Below are 20,466 nucleotides of genomic sequence, written 5' to 3' on the forward strand. Positions count from 1 at the left end.
TGAAAGAAAATCGGAATAAGTTTTATTCATATTTAAAAATCATATTTTAATCTAACCTTTCCAACTTTTTTATTTCGTCTTTTATTTTGCTGAAACTAATTTTCTCTACAGTTTTAATCAGTTTTCGATTCATATACAATTGTAGGTTGTAAGTATTGTTTTGAATTGAAGTGATGAGAATTCCGTCTTTTGGCTTTCCTTCAGAATCAGTTTGAACGCCAGTAACAATACGGCTTTCATCTGTTTCTTCCAAAAATTTATCTGAAACAAATTTTTCCGATAACACATTAAAGCTTTCTTTGATATTTGAGGATTCTTTGACAACCATATAAACTTTGTAAAACAATTCTGTTCCTTCGCCTGGTTCGATAGATTCATCCAACATATCCATCATTTTGGAAATTATTTTTCCATTTTCTTCATAATAAAGAATAATGCCTTCTTTATATTTTGATTCTAAATACTCTTTTTTCGTTGAATCGATTAACTTCCCATCAATAAACAGCTGCTTATTAAATGTATTTTTAGAATTTTCAATTTTAATTTCAGCTTTTCTATTTGCCTGCATATCGCTGATTTCAATCGTATTATTTTTCAATTCAAAATGAATCCTGTTAAAATAATGCATCGCAAACAAATCCCAATCGAAACTGTGCAAAACTCCACTCTTCCAATATCTTGAGACAAACTGTTTTTCATTCAGCTTATATTCTACACCATCGAAAATCTTCCCGTCCTTATAAGTTGATTTAATATCATACAGTTGATGTCTGTAATTATCCATATTTTTAAGATAATCATTTGAATATTGAAATTTTAAAACTCCATTTTCAAAATAATTCACCTGTTTAAATTCACGATCAACTTCAGTTTCAAAATATCCTGAAAAAGGTTTGCCGTTTTTTAAAATTCCTTCATAAAATTGTTGAGGCTTTTCTGAAACAGTAAAAGAATAATCTTTAATCTTCGCCAGAATTCCATTTTCGTAAAGCTTTTGTTTTCGAATTCTATCTTTATTATAATCGTCTTCAAAAAAAGTTTCTTCAGTTATTTTTCCATCTTTAAAAATCGAGGTTCCTCCACCTTGTACTAAAGCTCCATTGTGGGGCTGGTCGTTTTTATATTCTAAAGTTCCAACAATCTTGCCGTCGTCATAAAAAGTTGTCATTCCATTTAGCTTTTCGTCTTTGACTGTATAGGTTTTTTCTAAGTTTTCCAATCTGTAGCCAAACACTTTCTGTAATCCGGTTTTCTTAAATTTTTCAACATTGATCAATTCATAATCATCAGAACTTCCTTGTATTTTTTCAATAAAAGTTCCGTTAAAAGGCTTTCCGTTTGTATAAATTCCTTTGGCAACAGTTTGTTTTTCTTCATTGACAGCAATTGCTTCACCGTCTTTTAAACCATTCACATAATTAAAATTCACAATAAACTCACCTACATTTTCATCAAAATTGCCTTGAAATGGCTCGTTTTCTTTATAAACTCTTTTACTTTTAAGTTTCCCATCTTTAGTATAAACTATTTCTTCTCCGTCTTTCCAGCCATCTTTATACAAAGTTTCTGCTTCAATTTTACCATTTGGAAAATAAGAAAATGCCTTTCCTGACTTTAGCTTCTTTACATATTTTGTTGTTGATTTAATTCCTGTTGCAAAATTATTTTGATGATAATATTCATAATCCAATCCATCTGCAATCTGACTTCCATATTCTTCAAAGTGAATTTCATTTAAAGATTGTACTAATTTTCCCGACTTGTCATAATTTTTCTGTTCGACAGGTTTAAAATAATATCGATCAATTACAAAAACCGTTTCCTGAGCAATTTGTTTAGAATTTATCCAAAATATTTTTTGAGTAACTGTCTTTCTATTCTTTATTTTTTTTGAAGAATTTTCTTCATCATCCATTGGTTCCAAAAGTTCAACCGTTTGTGGTGCCACTTCAGTTGTTTTTAAAGGAGCTGCGGGTGGAGGTGGAACCAAAGCATCTTCACCACGACGACTTTCCGTCTCCGATACAGAAACCTCTTCAATTCTTTCATTATAATCATAGTCATCATTATTTTTCACTCTTTCAAAACTTCCGTTATTGGGCTTTCCTTTTACATACATTCCTTTCATTAAAACAGTTCCGTCTGTATTATAAATTACAGCTTCACCATCTTTAACACCATTTTTATAGCCAACTTTCTTGCGTACTTGTCCATTAGGATGATAATATAATAAGGTTTGATCTTTTGTATCATTTCTATATTGACGAAAATTATTATCGTTTCCATTTTCATCATACCAAATAATGTCACCAACATAGGCATTTTCATTTTTCTTTAAAGAGTATCCTTCAAATTGCGGAGTTCCAGTTATATAAAAATCATGCAGTAAAATCAATTCGCCAATTTCTTTCATTGGCATTTGCCTATAATACAAAGCATTGGATTTTGTAGTTACTTTCCAATCTTTATCATAATAAATAGATTCTGATTTCTGAGAAAGCAATATTTGAGAAAATAAAAAAGCAGTAATGAGAAGATTTTTTTTAATCATTTGATTTGGATTTATTCAAAAATAAGATTTTTACCTTATTAACTTTATCTAAAAAAAATATATTTTAAGTGTAATTTAGAAGAGACAAAATAATTACCAGATCACTCCTACGAAACTTAACTCATTTAATTGATACCAGATCGTTATTCAAGAGGATTAACTAAAAAATATTTGGAAATTCACTTTCAAAATTAAAAGATAAAAAAAACACACCAAAGCAAAACAACCCATTAAAAACAAGGGTGTTTTTAACTAAAACACAATTTGAAATAAAAATATATCAAATTTAAAGGGGTAAAATTATTTTAATTCATTTTTTTTGTAAATTTGCATTGTAAAACCAAACCCAATATGTCAACTTTAAGATTCAAAGCGCTAGAAACTTTACCATTTAAGGACTTCAGAAAAGATAACTCAATCGAAGTTCCCGTGAAATTATCAGAATTATTCTGTCAGAATGTTTTTTCAGAAGAAACAATGAGAGAATATTTAACGAAAGAAGCATTCCAATCTATTTTGGATGCGATGAAAAAAGGAACAAAAATCCAGAGACACATCGCAGATCAGGTAGCTGTAGCGATGAAAGACTGGGCAATGAGCAAAGGTGTTACTCATTACACCCACTGGTTTCAGCCATTAACAGGCACTACTGCAGAAAAACACGATTCTTTCTTCACTCCAATTGAAGGCGGAAGAGCCATCGAAAGATTCAGCGGGAACTTATTGATTCAGCAAGAACCGGACGCATCTTCTTTCCCGAATGGTGGTATCAGAAACACTTTTGAAGCAAGAGGTTATACAGCTTGGGATCCTACTTCTCCGGCATTTATTATGGGAACCACTTTGTGTATTCCTTCAATCTTTATTTCTTACACAGGAGAAACTTTAGATTACAAAGCGCCTTTATTAAGAGCTTTGAACGCTGTAGACGAGGCTGCAACCAACGTAATGCAGTATTTCGACAAAAACGTAACGAAAGTAACTCCTACTTTAGGTTGGGAGCAAGAATATTTCCTGGTTGATTCAGCATTGTATCAATCTCGTCCGGATTTAGTTTTAACAGGTAAAACTTTATTAGGACATTCTCCTGCAAAAGGACAACAATTAGATGACCACTATTTCGGTTCAATTCCTACAAGGGTTATGAACTTTATGAAAGAGTTGGAAATCGAATGTATGAAATTAGGAATTCCGGTTACTACAAGACACAACGAAGTTGCTCCAAACCAATTTGAGCTAGCTCCAATGTTTGAAGAAGTAAACGTTGCTGTTGACCACAATTCTTTGTTGATGGATGTTATGGCAAGAATCGCTCACAGACACCATTTCCACATCTTATTCCACGAAAAACCATTCGCAGGAGTAAACGGAAGCGGAAAGCACAACAACTGGTCTTTAGCAACTGATACTGGTGAAAACTTGTTGAGCCCTGGAAAAAATCCAAAGAAAAACTTACAGTTCTTAACGTTCTTCGTAAACGCAATTAAAGCGGTACACGAATATGCAGATCTTTTGAGAGCAAGTATCGCTTCTGCAAGTAATGATCATAGATTGGGTGCAAACGAAGCTCCACCGGCAATTATTTCTGTATTTATCGGAAGTCAGTTGTTCAGAGTTTTAGAAGAGCTTGAAAAAGTAACCGAAGGAAAACTTTCTCCAGACGAAAAAACAGATTTAAAACTAAATGTTGTAGGAAAAATTCCTGAAATTTTGTTGGACAACACAGACCGAAACAGAACTTCTCCATTTGCATTTACAGGAAATAAATTTGAAATCAGAGCGGTAGGTTCTTCTGCAAACTGCGCAGAATCTATGACTGTAATGAATACCATTGCTGCAAAACAACTAAACGATTTCAAAAAAGAAGTTGATGCTTTAATTGAAACAGGTCTTAAAAAAGACGAAGCAATTTTCAATGTTTTGAGAGAATACATCAAAAAGTGTAAAAACATTATGTTTGAAGGTGACGGATATTCTGAAGACTGGGCTATAGAAGCTGAAAAAAGAGGATTAAACAACTGGAAAACTACTCCTGAAGCTTTGAAACAGGAAATGAACCAGAAATTTGTAGATCTTTACGAAGAAATAGGAATCTTCAACCACAGAGAAGTAGAAGCAAGAAACGAAATCAAACTAGAAAAATATTCTACCGTTATTGATATTGAAGCTAGAGTATTGAGTGATATCGCAAGAAACCACATTATTCCTTCCGCTTTAAATTATCAAAACAGATTAATTGAGAACGTAAAAGGTCTTAAAGAAATCTTCGGAGATAAAGAATTTAAAACATTGGCTAAAGAGCAAATGAGTTTGATCACCAACATCTCTGAAAACGTTTCTAAAATTAAATTAGGCGTTGAAGATTTGATTAAAGCGAGAGAAGCAGCAAAAGCTGTAACAGAAAGTCAGGCGCAGGCAGAAGATTACTGCAACAAAGTAAAACCTCTATTTGATATTATCAGAGATGCTTCTGATGATCTTGAAATGATGGTTGATGATGAGCTTTGGCCAATGACGAAATATAGAGAAATGTTATTTACAAGATAACATCTGTAAAGTTCCATATTAGTGAGGTTCTCCGGTTTTCCGGGGAACTTTTTTTATAACTTATTAATACTATTTTTAGAATTGCAAGAAATAAGAAACTCCGATAAATAAAGGAATTCGAATATATTTTGTTAAAAAATCTTAATAAAAAAAAACACACAATCACTAAAACAGGCGCATTACAGCCATTATTTCTTTAACATACTTAAGTAAGATGTTAAAATGTGTTAAATCAAGAACCTGATAATAATCATACTGAGGTCGCCTTAGCAAGAATCTCTACTTTTGTAAGGCTTTAGGGAAATAAATATTTCTTTTTCAACCGGAAATTAAAAAATATGAAGAAAAGAGTTTTGTTTTATTTAGTTGCTTTCGTTTCAACAATATCACTACAATCATGCGTAACCAATTACGTGGTTTCAAAACCAGCAACTTACACTAAAGAATACAAAACAGATGCCAAACTTGCTGCAATAGATACTAAGATGGAGAATGATAAAAAGTTGTTAATCAACTCTTTCATCTCTGAAAAAGCAGTGGCACTTGCAAACGCAAAAAATTCTTTAAAAAATTCTGAAATCGCAAAAGCGATCAAACATAATAAGACAATTGATAATATCTTAGCAGAAGCTCAAACTTATATTGGAACTCCTTACAGATACGGAGGAATGACAAGAAAAGGAATCGATTGTTCAGCATTTGTATTATCAGTATTCGGAGCTGCAGCAGGCCTTACTTTACCAAGAGTGGCAGCATCTCAATCTCAGGAAGGAGAAGCAATCGATAAAGAAAATCTTCAGAAAGGAGATTTAATTTTCTTCTCTCACGGAAAAAGAATTTCTCACGTAGGAATTGTAGAAAGCGTAACTGAAGAAGGTGAAATAAAGTTTATTCACGCAGCAACATCAAAAGGGGTAATGATCTCATCATTGAATGATTCTTATTGGGGACCAAAATTCAGGTTTGCAAAAAGAGTAATCAATGAAAACGGAGATAACTACAACAACTTAGCATCTACTAGTTTTTAGTCTTAAATAATTGATTATATAAATGAAGCCATCAGATTTGATGGCTTTAATTTTTTAATATTGTTTTCTTTTACTTTTATCTTGAAGTGGAAACTATCAAAAATTCAAATTTTATCGGTAGAATCGGGCTTTAGCCCGATATAATATTTGTAGAAGGAAATTGGCTTTATCCAAAACCTACCATAATTTCCGGCTAAAGCCAATCTGTAATTTTATACTTGAAATCGGGTTAAAAGCCCGCTCCTATTGATTTAATGTAAATTTTAGTTCTTTAAATAATTTAAATCAGCTGTTTTGATCAATTTCTATATCAAATCGACGCAAGAGACCATGAACTTCAGAAAGTGAAAATTTGGTCTTTTTAAGCCTGTTAGATTCAGGATTGATGGTGTAATTGAATGAAGTTCTCAAGTCTGCTTTTTCTAAATTAGTTCTTTCGAATGTCGCTCCGCTAAAATCACAGTTTGAGAAGACGGAATTAGACAGATCACATTCTGCAAAATCAACTTCAATCAGTTTAGAATTTTTAAATAATGTTCTTTTAATCGTTGTTTTATAGAAAACAGAATTATTTAAAGCACATCCGTCAAATCTGAAAGACATTCCAAATTCATTACAATCATCGAAATGCATTCCGAACATTTTGCATTCTTTGAAAACAACATCACGAAAAGCAGTTCCGGCTAATTTGGTCATGCTTAAATTACAATCGACGAATTCACAGTTGGTAAATTTAAATTCTGAGAGATTTACATATTCAAAATTGCAGTTGTGGAAAGTACAATTCTCATATTCGCCAAATTCTAAAGGCTGTTGTGCAAAATTTATATTATCGAAATTATCATCAATAATGTAAGCTTCTCTCATAAATTTTATGATTTTATTTAATGGAAAATTAATAGAAATTTTATCTCGCTAATTGAGCAGATTTTAAATATCATGTTTAAAGAATGATTGTAAACTTCCATCATTCCGCTCCTGATTAGCTCTAAACCAAACTGTTTTTGTCTGCGTAATTGAGTTTAAAGAAAATAAAGGTCATCATAGAAAAGGCAAGCAACGAACTTCCCCCGTAACTGAAATATGGCAACGGAATTCCAACGGTTGGAAACAAGCCCATAACCATGCCTAAATTGATCGAAAAGTGCATCAAAAGGATGGAAGCAAAACAATACCCGAAAACCCGGTTAAATACGGATTTCTGCTTTTCTGCAAGATAATAGATCCGCCCGATAAAAATCATATAGGCAAAAACAAGAACTGCGCTTCCTACAAAACCCCATTCTTCTCCAACGGTACAGAAAATATAATCGGTTTCCTGCTCAGGAACAAACTTTCCTTGGGTTACAGAACCTTCACGGAATCCTTTACCAAACATTCCCCCAGAACCAATCGCCGTTTTTGAATATAATAAATTATATCCTGAAGTATCCCGGAATTCTCTTTCTCCTTTATACAAAACCTCAACACGTTCTTGTTGGTGTTTTGGTAATTTTTCAAAAATAACAGGCGAAATAAATGACAATGCTGCCAATAACAGAATCACTCCTACTCCCGGTAAAAGGGTATAAATATTTTTACGAAGCAGAGCCGCATTAAATAAAAACCATAAAAGACCAATTACAATAATAAACACCGTGAAATACCATAAACTCCATTTCAATGGATCATTAAGGTAATTCGCAATAAGAAATACCACCCCAAAAAGACCTCCAATTAAAAATAATTTTCCAGAAAGACCTTCTCTGTATAACGCAATAAAAAATGCAGTAAATACAAGCAAAGACCCAACATCGGGGATTGATAAAACAACAACAGCAGGAATACCAATAATTGCCAAAGCTGTTAATAATGATTTTGTATTTTTAAGATCAAAGTCTGCTCCGGAGACATAATTTGCCAACATTAAAGCTGTTCCAATCTTTGAGAACTCTACAGGTTGCATCGTAAAACTTCCGAATTTATACCAGTTTTTCTGTCCGAGAATTTCTGTTCCGAAAACATGAAGACCAGCAAGCATCAAAACTCCGCCAATATAAATAATTCCAGACATATTCTCGAAAAACTTACTTCTGCTGAAGAAAATAATTAAGCCTACAAAAATTGAAATCCCGAAAAAGATCAATTGTTTTTTACCCAAACCTTCGTCTACACTGTAAATATTGGCTATCGCAAATAAGCAAAGCAAAAAATACAACCCAAGACCTAACTTATCTATTCCTTCTGTCCACTTCATGGTTTTACGGTTTTTTGGGATTTAACATTTTGGGCTTTTTGCAACTTTTCTTTTGCTTTTTTCACAAGATTCAAACTGTCTTGTATCCTTTTAAGCTTTATAGAATCTGGCTTTGGTTCTTTATACAGACCTTTTCTTTTCAGATCGACAATCCATTGCCTTTTATATTCAGGCATAAAGCTCGACGTAATCATTTTTTTGTAAAGATGTTCACGTTTAAGATCTCCGGTAATATATTTTTCGGCGATTACCGTACAGGCTGGACCTGCCCAAGTTGCTCCAAATCCGGCATGTTCCATTACAGCAACTACCACAATTTTGGGTTTATCTGCAGGAGCAATTAACACAAAAATTGAATTATCTTTTCCTTGCGGAACCTGTGCAGTTCCGGTTTTTGCTAATTGAGTAAAATCTTTAGACATCAAACCTCTCGCAGTACCTCTTAAAACTACTGCTTCCATTCCTTTTAAAACAGGTTCGAAATGTTTTGGATCAACCAGGGTATGATGTTTCTTTTTGAATCTCGGATCGGAATTAGGTCTACCATCAATCGATTTTACAATGTGTGGCGTAAAATACCACCCTCTATTGGCAATGGCAGCAACATAATTAGCAAGCTGTAAAGGTGTAACCATTACATCACCCTGCCCCATTCCGTTGTAAATTGCTCCGGTTGACATTTCATCCCAATTCTTATAATCTTGTCTTGTAGAACCGTTTGCTTTGATGATGGCTTTAAATCTTCTTTCATAAAAATCCCCCGAAGGAATTCTTCCTTTTGCTCCTACTGCAAAATCATTATTTAAAAACTCACCGACCCCAAAGCTGCTCATGATTTTTTTCCATTCGTCAACGCCTTTTGATGGATTTCCAGGATATTTTTTAATGATTGCAATAAATGCGTAAGTAAAGAAACAGTTACTTGAAACCTGAATTGAAGGAATCAAAGGATCTGCTCCACCGTGACCTTTAATTCTTTTTCCTTTGTAGAAAAATCCGCCACCGCATGGGAAAATTGTCTTTTCATCCATCACACCCATTTGCATCGCTGCCAAAGCCGTCAACAATTTGAAAGTAGATCCGGGAGGATAACCCGCCTGTAAAGAACGGTCGAAAGTCGGTTTGTTTTCGTAAATAGTATCTTTCGAAAGGGCGTAAAGATTTTTAGATTTGTTTGGTCCTGTAAAAAGATTTGGATCAATATCCGGTCCGGTTGCTGCAACCAAAACTTCACCATTATTTGGGTCTAAAGCCACAACTGCACCATGTTTATTCACCAGCATTTCTTCAGCCATTCTCTGAAGATCATAATCAATCGTCAAAGTAATGTCTTTTCCAGTAATAACATCTCTGTCTAAAGATCCGTTTTTGTAGGGTCCAACGTTTCTTAATTTAATGTCTTTTTGAATATATTTAATTCCTTTTACTCCACGAAGCTCTTTCTCATAAGATTTTTCAACACCAGTTTTACCGATAAGGTCACCCGGAAGGTAATAAGTAGAATCTTTTTTAATTTCTCTATCGTTTACTTCACTTGTATATCCCAAAAGATTTCCGGAAGTAGAAACTTCGTATTGTCTTTGCGGACGCTGAACGATACTGAAAGCCGGATATTTAAATATAATTTCCTGAACTCTTGCTATTTCTTCCCTACTCAGATCTTTAATAAAAGTCATCGGCGTGAGTTTGGAATAATATTTTTCAGCTTTAATTAAATTGATTCTTTTAATAAAATCTCCTTTCTCAATTTTCATTAAACTACAGAAAGCCAAAGTATCAAAATCTGGTTTCATCAAAGCCTGAGTAAAAGAAATTTCATAAGCAGGCTGGTTTCCCACCATAATTTTCCCGTTTCTGTCGAAAATAACTCCACGTTGCGGAATTACATATTCGGTTTTGATGGAAGTATTGGCTGCATTCAGTGCATAACGATCTGTAAACAGCTGTAAATAAGAAAGCCTTGCTACAAAAATAAGAGCAATGACAACGAGAATCGTTAAGATTTTTATATGGCGTGTGTTCAAACTTTCTGTTTGATTTTAAAGATTAATGCGTAAACTATGATAAATATAAAGGAAATTCCACTAGTTACCAACACATTAAGTAAGATTTCAAAAATTCTGCTGAATTTAAAGAACTCGATATACTGCACCAAAAGCTGATGCAGGAAGATACTTGAGAACAGAAACAGCAAAAACTGTGTCCATTGCAAAGACTGAAATGAAAAGAAATCTGTAGAAGTATCTGTAGACGTACGGAAAATCAACGTACGGAAATAAGCAATCATTGTAGTCGCCAAAGCATTGATTCCCCAAGAATATAAAAAGGCATCAATCGACAAACCAATTAAGAAACTTAAAGCCAAAAACTGAAATTTATTTCTGAAAAAAGGATAAAACATGACAAAAACCGGATATAAAACCGGAGTGAATTTACCGAACAGCGTAATCCTGTTCAATACAAAAATCTGTAATGCAACTAGAAAAGCCATGATCAAAAGATCTGTAAATACGGTTCTGCTAATCATTTTCTTTTTTTATTACAGCTTGCATGGTATCCTGAATTTTTTGAACCTCAGCTTTTTTAAGATTTTTAACAACGTAAACTTTATTCAAAGCTCCCATTTTCTCACTTAATTCTACTGAAATATCCCAGAATCCTGTTTTATTATCTACGGTGTAGCCCGCAATTTTACCAATCATAACTCCTTTAGGAAAAATTGCTGATTTCCCGTCAGTCTCTATTGTATCACCAATTTTCAGGGAAACATATTTTGGTACATCTGCTAAATGCATTAATCGGGAATTATCTCCTTTCCAAGTTAAAGTACCAAAATATCCTGAATTTTTCAGTGAAGCATTAATCCTGATTTTATTTACACTCAAAACAGATTGCACTAAAGCATAACTGTCGGTAGAATTAATAACAATTCCGGCAATTCCTTTTGGAGCCATTACGCCCATTTGAGGATAAACACCATCTCTTGTACCACGGTTAATTGTAAAATAATTGTTTCTTCTGTTGATGCTGTTGAAAACAATTTCGCCATCTACAAAAGTATAGATTTGCCCACCTCCCAAAGTATCGTGTACTTTTCTGAATTGCGGATTTGCAGCGCCTTGTTTTCCATAAAGCTCAACCATTAAAGCCTTATTTTGAGCAACAAGATCTTCGTTGGTCTGTTTCAGTTTTAAATAAGAAACACCTTCATCAATATATCCCGAAACCCAGGAATTGAAAGCCGCAGTCTGACCTGCAAGCCAAGATTGTTGCATGGCGTTTTTAGAGAATATCAAAATGAGAGCAATAATTTGCAGGAAAATAAAGAATACAAAAAGAGCATTCTTAGAAAATAATCTCAGCAAAAATCCCATTCAGATAAAAAGTCGTAAAGAGTTAAAAAATTTATTTAATTAAGAAATTGAATTTATCCATATTCTTAAGTGCAATACCCGTTCCGCGAACAACAGCTCTCAAAGGATCTTCTGCCACGAAAACCGGAAGCCCCGTTTTCTTGTGTAATCTATCTGCAAGACCTCTCAATAAAGCACCACCACCTGCAAGATAAATACCTGTTTTATAAATATCTGCAGCCAATTCCGGCGGCGTAAGAGAAAGAGTTTCCATTACAGAATCTTCAATTCTGATAATTGATTTATCCAAGGCACGAGCAATTTCTTTATACCCAACCATAATTTCTTTTGGTTTACCGGTAATAAGATCTCTACCCTGTACTGGAATATCGTCGATATCTACATCTAGATCTTCAACTGCAGAACCTACTTCAATTTTCACTCTTTCAGCAGTTCTTTCTCCGATGTATAAGTTATGATGCGTTCTTAAGAAATAAGCAATATCGTTGGTAAATACATCACCTGCAATTTTTACAGATTTATCACAAACAATACCTCCCAAAGCAACAACTGCGATTTCCGTAGTACCACCACCTATGTCGATAATCATGTTACCTTCTGGTTTTTGTACATCAATACCAACTCCTATTGCAGCAGCCATTGGCTCATAAATCAAGCGTACTTCTTTTGCGTTTACTTTTTGAGCAGAATCTCTTACCGCTCTTTTTTCAACTTCTGTAATTCCTGAAGGAATACAGATCACAATTCTTAAAGCAGGCTGAATAAATCTTCCTTTGATTCCCGGAATTTTTTTGATAAATTCTTTGATCATGTGCTCTGAAGCGTGGAAATCTGCAATAACCCCATCTTTCAAAGGACGGATAGTTTTTATATCTTCATGAGTTTTACCCTGCATATGTTTTGCCTGTTCTCCAACAGCAATCGGCTTTCCCGTAGAACGTTCTATTGCAACAATAGAAGGTTGATCTATAACAATTTTATTATTATGGATGATAAGCGTGTTGGCAGTTCCAAGGTCTATCGCAATTTCTTGCGTAAACATATCGAATAAACTCATAATTTTCTCCTTGATTTAAGTTTACAAAGATATAAATTATACAATAGTAACGATTACAAAGTTTTATATAATTTGGTTAAAATTTTATTAAAATTGAAATTTTTTCTTAATTAATTGTTTTTGTAACTTTTAAGAAAAGTCATAAAATCTTAGATATTTAATTTATAGCTTTTTACGATAATTATCATACAAACAATCAGAGAATCTTTAAGTAAAATTTGCTTAAATTTGCGACTGCTTATGATACAGTATTCCAATATACATCAGACGTCAAATTTTGCCGTATTATCCATCAGTTACGAAAAAGCCGATGTAGAAACAAGGGGGAAATTTGCATTTTTTGATGACAATATTAAAAACTTTGTTGCCCGAATTCACGACGAAAATTTAGGGGACGCATTTGTGGTTTCCACATGCAACAGAACGGAAATTTATACCACGACTTCCAATTATCTTTTTGTAGCCGAAGAATATTGCAAAACAATTGGCGTAAACCTTTCGGATTTTCTTCAATTTGCCAATATTGCGACAAAAGAAGAAGCTTTAAATCACTTATTCAGAGTTGCAGCCGGACTGGAAAGTCAGATTATCGGTGATTTTGAAATCATCGGACAGATCAAAAAAGCATACGCCCGTTTTAAAAAAGAAAGACAAAACTCGAATCCTTTTTTAGAAAGATCGATTAATTCTGCGATTCAGATTTCTAAAAGAATAAAAAACGAAACCGGAATTTCAAACGGAGCTGCTTCTGTATCATATGCGGCAGTACATTATATTTTAAACAATCAGAAAAGAATTACCGAAAAAAACATTCTTCTTCTCGGAGTTGGTGAAATCGGTCAGAATACGGTTGAAAATTTGGTAAAACACGTTTATCAGCCTAAAATAAAAATTGCCAACCGAACTCAGGAAAAAGCAGCAAAAATTTCTGAGAAATACAATATTCCCAATATTGATTATAATGATTTTGAAAAGGAATTAGAAAACACTGACATCTTAATTGTTGCTACAGGAGCAAAAACTCCTATCATCAACAAATCTCATTTAAAAAACGGAAAAGAAATTCTGATTATTGATCTTTCTATTCCTCATAATGTTGATAAAAATGTTTCCGAACTCGATAATGTGACCTTGATCGACGTTGATGAACTTTCAAAACAAATTCAGGAAACTATTCAACAAAGAGAAAAAGAGATCCCGAAAGCCGAGGTTATCATCAAAGAAATGACCAAAGATTTTCTGGAATGGGAAAAAAAGAGAAAACTGGCGCCTAATATTCATCATTTCAAAGCAGTGCTGAAAAACATGGAGCGTAACGAAATGCACAATTTTTACAGAAAAAATAAGTACATCAATATCAACGACATGGAGCTTTCTGAGAAGATGATTCAGAAAATAACCAACCGTTTTGCAAAATATATCATCGACAACCCTTTAAAAGCGGAGGAAATTAGTAAATTAATGCACGAAATTTTAGTCGAACAACCCAATAACGAATTCAATGAAAAGCATTAGAATAGGAACCCGAAATTCTGCACTTGCACTTTGGCAGGCTAGAGAAGTTGCAAGACATTTGCAAAACCTTAATTATCTTACCGAGATTGTCCCAATCGTTTCTTCAGGCGACAAAAATCTTAATCAACCTCTTTATTCTTTAGGAATTACAGGGGTTTTTACAAGAGATTTAGACATCGCCTTGCTGAATGACGAAATTGATATTGCTGTGCATTCCCTAAAAGATGTACCCACAAAATTACCCGAAAATATAGAAATCGTCGCTTATCTTGAAAGAGATCATCCGCAGGATGTTTTGATTAAAAGAAAATCGGCAATGAATAAAGAATTTCACGAACTTAAATTGGCGACAAGCAGTTTAAGAAGAAGGGCTTTCTGGTCTAAAAATTATCCTGATACAGAATTTTTTGACATCAGAGGAAACATTCAGACCAGACTTCAGAAACTGGAAGAGCAGGATTTTGATGCAACCATTTTATCTCTGGCTGGAATTAAAAGAATGAAAATGGATATCGATTACGAATTTCTTCCATTCATGATTCCTGCGCCTTCACAAGGTGTGGTTGCCGTTGCAGGACATTCCGACAAAAAAGAAATCAACGATATTCTGAAACAAATTAGTCATAAGCAAACTCAAATTTGTATAGAGATTGAAAGAAATTTCCTGAGTACTCTTGAAGGAGGTTGTACCGCACCAATTGGAGCTTTTGCTGAAAAAATTGAAAACCAGATCAGATTCAAGGCTGCTCTTTGCTCTTTGGATGGAAAAAACTATATCGCCACCGACGAAAGTTTTGAATATAATGAAGAAGAAAATTTTGGCGAAAAATTTGCCAAAATTGTTTTAGAAAACGGAGGTAAAGAATTGATGACTGAAATTAAAACTCAGCTTTAAGGTTTTAGGTTTTAGGTTTTAGGTTTTAGGTTTTAGGCAAAATTAAGATTTTCTGAATCTTAACATTTCTTTATGCTTAAAGAATCTTCATGTTTAAAATTAATTTTTGAACTTTACAAGACTCGTTTTTCAATTCAAATTTTAAGCCCATGAAAAAATTCTTTTCAATATTCATTGTAGTACTTTTTGTTTTTTTTGGAAAAGCACAAGCTCAATTTGCTCAAAAATTGTCTGATGCGGCTTTGAGCTTGACGAAAGACAAAGTGATTTACGATCCTGCTTATTACTCGATCAAGTATCCGAATGGTGATGTAGCTCCAGACAAAGGAGTTTGTACCGACGTAATTATCAGAGCATACAGAAAACTGGGAATTGATTTGCAAAAAGAAGTGCATGAAGATATGAAGAAGAATTTTTCTAAATATCCTAAAAAGTTTGGTTTGAAAAAACCAGACACGAATATTGATCATAGAAGAGTTCCAAACCTGATGGTTTTCTTTGCGAAATTTGGAAAATCGAAATCAATCGAAACGAAACCTGAATTATATGCTCCCGGAGATATTGTAACGTGGCTTCTTCCTGGAAATTTAACACATATCGGAATTGTGGTCAACAAAAAATCAGCAGACGGAAAAAGATATTTAATTGTACATAATATCGGCGCAGGACAGGTTATTGAAGATTGTCTGTTTAAATTTACAATTACCGGACATTACCAATATTCAAAATAATATATGATGAGAAAGGTAGTTTTCATTTTGTTTTTATTTATTTTAAACTTGAGTTCAGCACAGAGTTCAAGCTTAAAAATCGTCGATAAACCGATCAGTTATTCTGCGGAAAGAATTCAATTAAGTTTAGAATATTTAAATGAACATCACGGTTTAACTCAAAAAACGCCGACGATTGTTCCGAAAATGATTGTTTTGCATTATACAGCGGGAGGAACAGTAGAAAGTAATCATAAATACTTCAACAAAACCCATCTTGAAAGTGCAAGAAATACTTTAAAAAAGCAAAGCACCTTAAATGTTTCTTCGCAATTTATCATAGACCGGGACGGAACTATTTATCAGTTGATGGAACCAACTCAATTTGCAAGACACACAATTGGTTTAAATTATTGCGCCATCGGAGTTGAAAATATCGGAAGCAAGAAACAACCGCTTACCGAAAAACAAGTTGAAGCCAACGCAGAATTGGTAAGATATTTAACCAAAAAATATAAAATAGAATATCTTATTGGCCATTCAGAATACGGGATCTTTAGAAATTCTAAATTATGGAAAGAATCTGACCCCAATTATTTTACAGGAAAAGAAGATCCAGGAAAAGACTTCATGACAAAAGTAAGAAAGCAAGTAGCAGATTTACATTTAAAAGACAAACCTTAATGAACATTTTATTTACCAAAAACATCGATCCTAAATACATTTCTGAAAAACTGGGAAATAATATTTCGGTCGATTGTATTGAGGTAATAAAAACAAAATCGATTTCGGTAGAACGTTTTGACCTGAAAGACCGATCGCTTATTTTCACAAGTTCCAATGGTGTAAAATCTTTTTTCGAAAACAAATTTCAGCCTAATGAAGATTTCACCGCAAAAAACTACAACAAAATATATTGTGTAGGTGAAAAAACTAAAAGAGAGCTTCGTAAAAACGGTTTCGGAACCTTTAAGGTTTTAAAAAATGCTGAAACATTATCTCAGTTTATTACTGAAAACTGCGTTCACGAAAAATTTATTCATTTTTGTGGAAATTTAGCATTGGATGTTTTAGACAAGGAGCTTCCGCTGCAGAATATTTCGTACAAAAAAGTGACAGTTTATGAGACCGAAGCACTTAATCCTGTGATACATGAAAAATATCATGCAATAGTTTTTTTTAGCCCGAGCGGAGTTCGTAGTTTTGCGAAAAATAATTCTTTAGAAAATGCTATTCTTTTTTCAATAGGAGAAACCACTTCTAAAGAGGTAAGAAAACATACAAAATCTGAGATTTTTACGAGTACAGAAAATACTTTATTAAACATATTGTCGGTCATAAAAAGTAGATTAATGAAAGATATTTCATAGCCTATCAACTAAAAACCGTCAATTATCAATTAAAATTATGATTAAAAACGACCTATATTTAAAAGCACTTCGTGGTGAAACTGTAGAAAGACCACCGGTTTGGATGATGAGACAGGCAGGACGATATTTACCTGAATTTATCGCACTTCGCGACAAGTACGATTTCTTCACAAGATGTCAGACTCCGGAGTTAGCTTCTGAAATTACAGTACAGCCGATAAGAAGATATCCTTTGGATGCTGCGATTTTATTTTCTGATATTTTGGTGGTTCCTCAAGCAATGGGAATTGATTTTAAAATGAAGGAAAATGTAGGTCCGTGGTTGGATAATCCGATCAGAACGATGGAAGACGTACAAAATGTAATTGTTCCTGATGTGAATGATACTTTAGGATACGTTTTTGATGCGATTGAGCTTACTTTAATTAAATTAGATAATGACATTCCATTGATAGGTTTTGCTGGTTCTCCGTGGACAATTCTTTGCTATTGTGTAGAAGGAAAAGGAAGCAAGGCTTTTGATATTGCTAAATCTTTCTGTTTCCAACAACCGGAAGCTGCACATTTGTTACTTCAGAAAATTACAGACACTACAATCGCTTATCTGAAAAGAAAAGTTGAAAAAGGAGTTTCTGCAGTACAAGTTTTCGATTCTTGGGGTGGAATGCTTTCTCCGGAAGATTACCAGGAATTTTCTTGGAAATATATCAATCAGATTGTTGAAGCTTTAAGCCCGTTAACGCACGTTGTAGTTTTTGGAAAAGGATGTTGGTTTGCTTTGGAAGAAATGACAATGGCTCCGGTTTCAGCTTTGGGAGTTGACTGGACGATCAAACCAGAATTTGCAAGAACTTTGACGAATCACACCATGACGCTGCAAGGAAATTTTGATCCTGCAAGATTGCATTCTACCCCTGAAACGATTAAGAAAATGGTGAATGAAATGATCAACCGTTTTGGAAAAGACCGATATATTGCCAATTTAGGACACGGAATTTTACCAAATATTCCTTTGGAAAATGCAGAAGCGTTTATCAGAGCTGTTGTAGATTGGAAGCCGAATAATTAAATTTTATTCCCACAGATCTTCACGGATTGACACAGATTTTTCAATACGTTTGTCATTCTGGGGGAATCTAAATTTAGCTTTAAAAATTACGCAAATACATTGTCGAGATTCCTACGGAATGACAAACTTTATGTAATATTTATTATAAATAAAATCCCTTTCAAAAATAACTTTGAAAGGGATTTTTCTATGAAGAAAAAAATTAGCCGTTAATTAAGTTCTGTGATGAAATCTTCTTTCGATTTTCTCACTTTGGTAAGGTTTACCAACCAGTCATTTTCAGTATCTCTGTAACCGATTGGCAGAAGAAGAACACTTCTTAAACCTTTTTCTTTTAAATTTAAAATTTCGTCTACTGCTTCAGGTGAAAACCCTTCCATTGGCGTAGAATCTACCTCTTCGAAAGCTGCTGCTATAATCGCTGCACCAAAAGAAATATAAGCCTGTTTTGCTGCGTGTGTGAAGTTTTCTTCAGCTGGTCTTGGAGGATACATTGCCAAAATCTGTTGTCTGTAATTTTCCCAACCTTCATTTTTAAAACCTCTTACATCGTTGGTTAAATCAAACATTTTGTTGATTCTTTCCTCGGTATAATTATCCCAAGCTGCAAAAACCAAAAGATGTGAGCAATCTGTAATCTGCGGCTGATTCCAAGCATGAGGCTTGATCTGTTCTTTGATTTCCTGATTGCTGATCACAATGATCTCAAAAGGCTGCAAACCGCTTGAAGTAGGCGCTAATCTTGCCGCCTCTAATATTTTATCTAGTTTTTCCTGTGGCACTTTTTGCCCGTTCATTGCTTTTGTAGCAAATCTCCAGTTTAATTTATCTAATAATTCCATAGATTGAATAAAATTTTACCGGACAAAATTAGTATAAACAAACCTAAGAAAATTGCTAAAAAGCTAATTTGAACAATTGTTAAAATCTATAATGTAACAAAATTGATTACAAAATGTTTTCAGAATAAGAAATTGCTGTTTTTTAAATTGAAATTAATTTAAATACTGTAAAATATTTTTCTTCTCAAGTTTAAATTCTTTTCCAGATTCGTTTTTAATAGTCATTTCAGAACTGTTATCAATAAGCTTTTTAATCTCACAAAATTTTTCAGCATTGATTTTTGAAACATCGATATTATTTATTTTAATAATTTTATCGGCTACATTTAATTCTGACAACTGAGGGATTTTTAGTTTATTAACGATAACCAAATGGTTTTCTACAAGAGCAAAAGCAATTCCGAAGCTATTATATTCCGCTGTTTTTCCTGTTGGATTGAGAATGACTTTTTTATTGACGAAATCTAAATTGATGAGAAAATTTTCCATGAATCTTGTTCCCACCAAATTTCGTGAATCTGAACTCGTGTCAACAATCTGATTCCCCAAAATTTTATTATCAACCTCAACTTCCATCACATCAAGCTGTCTTTCACCTTTACTAATACTGCTTAACGATTGTGATAAAAGTCCTTCAAAAATCAAAAAATTATTGTCTTTTACTAATTGATAAGATTTTGAATCGAGTGTAAAACCAGAACCCGCTCCTGTATCGAAAAACACATTGAAATTTTGCTTTCTTATATTGACACTGATTGTAGGAACGTGAGTGAAATTTTCTTCGGAAAATGGGATTGATATTGATTGAGCAGAACTTTCTGTTACTTTATCTGAAACAATAATTGTTTTAAGCTTAAAATCTATTCGCCAAACTTTATTGTTCATCATATTCGCTCCGAAAATTCCACTGATTTTCTTGCACGCACGAGAATCCATCCAACTAATATCTGCAAATGAAAAGTCTATATTTTTAAATTTCAGATCATCAATTTTCAACTCATTGGTTGAGAAAAGATCCATCCTTGATTTAGAATTATTGGCATCTGTAGCTTCAAATATGGCGTTGCTCTTCTTTTCGTTCAACGAACCTTTTAGTTCAGAAGAAATAATCGTTAAAGCCCCCGTGTCAAAGATGAAATTATGTTTCTTATTTTTAATGTCAACATTGATGATTATTTTTCCATCAATATATTCAAAAGGAATTGTTGTTGCGCTAAAAAACAATGGCAATAACAATAACGTAAAAGCAAAAAAAATCTTGTATTTCATCAT

Annotated in this window: 17 protein-coding genes; 8 read left to right on the forward strand and 9 right to left on the reverse strand. The window is 33.4% G+C overall.

Features of this window, described 5'->3' with window-relative positions:
* Window positions 1-46: 46 nt before the first annotated feature.
* A complete protein-coding gene (locus FDY99_RS09485; RefSeq protein WP_139421023.1) occupies window positions 47-2,551 on the reverse strand; it encodes a toxin-antitoxin system YwqK family antitoxin in 2,505 nt (834 codons plus the stop codon).
* Window positions 2,552-2,902: 351 nt separating this feature from the next.
* Between FDY99_RS09485 and FDY99_RS09490 the strand changes: the two genes are divergently transcribed.
* Both FDY99_RS09490 and FDY99_RS09495 read left to right on the forward strand, forming a co-directional pair.
* Window positions 2,903-5,098 (forward strand): glutamine synthetase III family protein, encoded by a 2,196-nt coding sequence (locus FDY99_RS09490; protein WP_139421025.1) that lies wholly within the window; start codon window positions 2,903-2,905, stop codon window positions 5,096-5,098.
* Window positions 5,099-5,436: 338 nt separating this feature from the next.
* Entirely contained in the window at window positions 5,437-6,126 is a 690-nt protein-coding gene (locus tag FDY99_RS09495) for a C40 family peptidase (protein ID WP_139421027.1), read from the forward strand.
* Between the two features lie 285 nt (window positions 6,127-6,411).
* Here FDY99_RS09495 and FDY99_RS09500 read toward each other — a convergent pair whose 3' ends face one another.
* The 6 genes from FDY99_RS09500 to FDY99_RS09525 form a co-directional block, all read right to left on the reverse strand.
* A complete protein-coding gene (locus FDY99_RS09500; RefSeq protein ID WP_139421029.1) occupies window positions 6,412-6,993 on the reverse strand; it encodes a pentapeptide repeat-containing protein in 582 nt (193 codons plus the stop codon).
* Window positions 6,994-7,114: 121 nt separating this feature from the next.
* Complete coding sequence (rodA, locus tag FDY99_RS09505; protein WP_139421031.1) at window positions 7,115-8,362, reverse strand: rod shape-determining protein RodA; 1,248 nt, start codon at window positions 8,360-8,362, stop codon at window positions 7,115-7,117.
* Window positions 8,359-10,386 (reverse strand): peptidoglycan D,D-transpeptidase FtsI family protein, encoded by a 2,028-nt coding sequence (locus FDY99_RS09510; protein ID WP_139421033.1) that lies wholly within the window; start codon window positions 10,384-10,386, stop codon window positions 8,359-8,361. Before FDY99_RS09510 ends, rodA begins: the two co-directional genes overlap by 4 nt.
* Window positions 10,383-10,889: a rod shape-determining protein MreD gene (locus FDY99_RS09515; protein ID WP_074230710.1), complete on the reverse strand. Its 507-nt coding sequence runs from the start codon at window positions 10,887-10,889 to the stop codon at window positions 10,383-10,385. Before FDY99_RS09515 ends, FDY99_RS09510 begins: the two co-directional genes overlap by 4 nt.
* Window positions 10,882-11,736, reverse strand: coding sequence for a rod shape-determining protein MreC (mreC, locus tag FDY99_RS09520; RefSeq protein ID WP_074230709.1), 855 nt, complete (start codon window positions 11,734-11,736; stop codon window positions 10,882-10,884). The genes FDY99_RS09515 and mreC overlap by 8 nt, the downstream gene beginning before the upstream one ends.
* 31 nt (window positions 11,737-11,767) lie before the next feature.
* Window positions 11,768-12,793, reverse strand: coding sequence for a rod shape-determining protein (locus FDY99_RS09525; protein WP_066678895.1), 1,026 nt, complete (start codon window positions 12,791-12,793; stop codon window positions 11,768-11,770).
* Between the two features lie 240 nt (window positions 12,794-13,033).
* On the opposite strand from FDY99_RS09525, the gene hemA reads away from it, so the two are divergent.
* From hemA to hemE, 6 genes are all read left to right on the forward strand, one after another.
* Window positions 13,034-14,308 (forward strand): glutamyl-tRNA reductase, encoded by a 1,275-nt coding sequence (hemA, locus tag FDY99_RS09530; protein WP_102979655.1) that lies wholly within the window; start codon window positions 13,034-13,036, stop codon window positions 14,306-14,308.
* Window positions 14,295-15,203 carry a hydroxymethylbilane synthase gene (gene hemC / locus FDY99_RS09535; protein ID WP_139421034.1) on the forward strand — a complete coding sequence of 303 codons (909 nt, stop codon included), beginning with the start codon at window positions 14,295-14,297 and terminating at the stop codon, window positions 15,201-15,203. The genes hemA and hemC overlap by 14 nt, the downstream gene beginning before the upstream one ends.
* A gap of 149 nt (window positions 15,204-15,352) precedes the next feature.
* Window positions 15,353-15,934, forward strand: coding sequence for a DUF1287 domain-containing protein (locus FDY99_RS09540; RefSeq protein WP_139421036.1), 582 nt, complete (start codon window positions 15,353-15,355; stop codon window positions 15,932-15,934).
* 3 nt (window positions 15,935-15,937) lie between these two features.
* The gene (locus tag FDY99_RS09545) at window positions 15,938-16,597 is read left to right on the forward strand and encodes a peptidoglycan recognition protein family protein (RefSeq protein WP_317129821.1); all 660 of its coding nucleotides are present in this window, start codon (window positions 15,938-15,940) and stop codon (window positions 16,595-16,597) included.
* Window positions 16,597-17,283: a uroporphyrinogen-III synthase gene (locus FDY99_RS09550; RefSeq protein WP_139421038.1), complete on the forward strand. Its 687-nt coding sequence runs from the start codon at window positions 16,597-16,599 to the stop codon at window positions 17,281-17,283. The genes FDY99_RS09545 and FDY99_RS09550 overlap by 1 nt, the downstream gene beginning before the upstream one ends.
* A gap of 37 nt (window positions 17,284-17,320) precedes the next feature.
* Window positions 17,321-18,352 carry a uroporphyrinogen decarboxylase gene (gene hemE, locus FDY99_RS09555; RefSeq protein ID WP_139421040.1) on the forward strand — a complete coding sequence of 344 codons (1,032 nt, stop codon included), beginning with the start codon at window positions 17,321-17,323 and terminating at the stop codon, window positions 18,350-18,352.
* 209 nt (window positions 18,353-18,561) lie between these two features.
* On the opposite strand, the gene FDY99_RS09560 is transcribed toward hemE, so the two are convergent.
* On the reverse strand, window positions 18,562-19,194 hold the full coding sequence (locus FDY99_RS09560; protein WP_139421043.1) for an NAD(P)H-dependent oxidoreductase: 633 nt from the start codon (window positions 19,192-19,194) through the stop codon (window positions 18,562-18,564).
* A 153-nt stretch (window positions 19,195-19,347) separates the two neighbouring features.
* Window positions 19,348-20,466, reverse strand: coding sequence for an aspartyl protease family protein (locus tag FDY99_RS09565; protein WP_139421045.1), 1,119 nt, complete (start codon window positions 20,464-20,466; stop codon window positions 19,348-19,350).

Source organism: Chryseobacterium mulctrae, from assembly GCF_006175945.1.
GTDB lineage: Bacteria > Bacteroidota > Bacteroidia > Flavobacteriales > Weeksellaceae > Chryseobacterium > Chryseobacterium mulctrae.

Coding starts and splice junctions, on each gene's coding strand:
- mreC (WP_074230709.1), bottom strand. CDS start 11,736: ATGGGATTTTTGCTGAGATTATTTTCTAAGAATGCTCTTTTTGTATTC.
- FDY99_RS09550 (WP_139421038.1), top strand. CDS start 16,597: ATGAACATTTTATTTACCAAAAACATCGATCCTAAATACATTTCTGAA.
- FDY99_RS09540 (WP_139421036.1), top strand. CDS start 15,353: ATGAAAAAATTCTTTTCAATATTCATTGTAGTACTTTTTGTTTTTTTT.
- rodA (WP_139421031.1), bottom strand. CDS start 8,362: ATGAAGTGGACAGAAGGAATAGATAAGTTAGGTCTTGGGTTGTATTTT.
- FDY99_RS09485 (WP_139421023.1), bottom strand. CDS start 2,551: ATGATTAAAAAAAATCTTCTCATTACTGCTTTTTTATTTTCTCAAATA.
- FDY99_RS09500 (WP_139421029.1), bottom strand. CDS start 6,993: ATGAGAGAAGCTTACATTATTGATGATAATTTCGATAATATAAATTTT.
- FDY99_RS09490 (WP_139421025.1), top strand. CDS start 2,903: ATGTCAACTTTAAGATTCAAAGCGCTAGAAACTTTACCATTTAAGGAC.
- hemA (WP_102979655.1), top strand. CDS start 13,034: ATGATACAGTATTCCAATATACATCAGACGTCAAATTTTGCCGTATTA.
- FDY99_RS09515 (WP_074230710.1), bottom strand. CDS start 10,889: ATGATTAGCAGAACCGTATTTACAGATCTTTTGATCATGGCTTTTCTA.
- FDY99_RS09495 (WP_139421027.1), top strand. CDS start 5,437: ATGAAGAAAAGAGTTTTGTTTTATTTAGTTGCTTTCGTTTCAACAATA.
- FDY99_RS09525 (WP_066678895.1), bottom strand. CDS start 12,793: ATGAGTTTATTCGATATGTTTACGCAAGAAATTGCGATAGACCTTGGA.
- FDY99_RS09545 (WP_317129821.1), top strand. CDS start 15,938: ATGATGAGAAAGGTAGTTTTCATTTTGTTTTTATTTATTTTAAACTTG.
- FDY99_RS09560 (WP_139421043.1), bottom strand. CDS start 19,194: ATGGAATTATTAGATAAATTAAACTGGAGATTTGCTACAAAAGCAATG.
- hemE (WP_139421040.1), top strand. CDS start 17,321: ATGATTAAAAACGACCTATATTTAAAAGCACTTCGTGGTGAAACTGTA.
- hemC (WP_139421034.1), top strand. CDS start 14,295: ATGAAAAGCATTAGAATAGGAACCCGAAATTCTGCACTTGCACTTTGG.
- FDY99_RS09565 (WP_139421045.1), bottom strand. CDS start 20,466: ATGATGAAATACAAGATTTTTTTTGCTTTTACGTTATTGTTATTGCCA.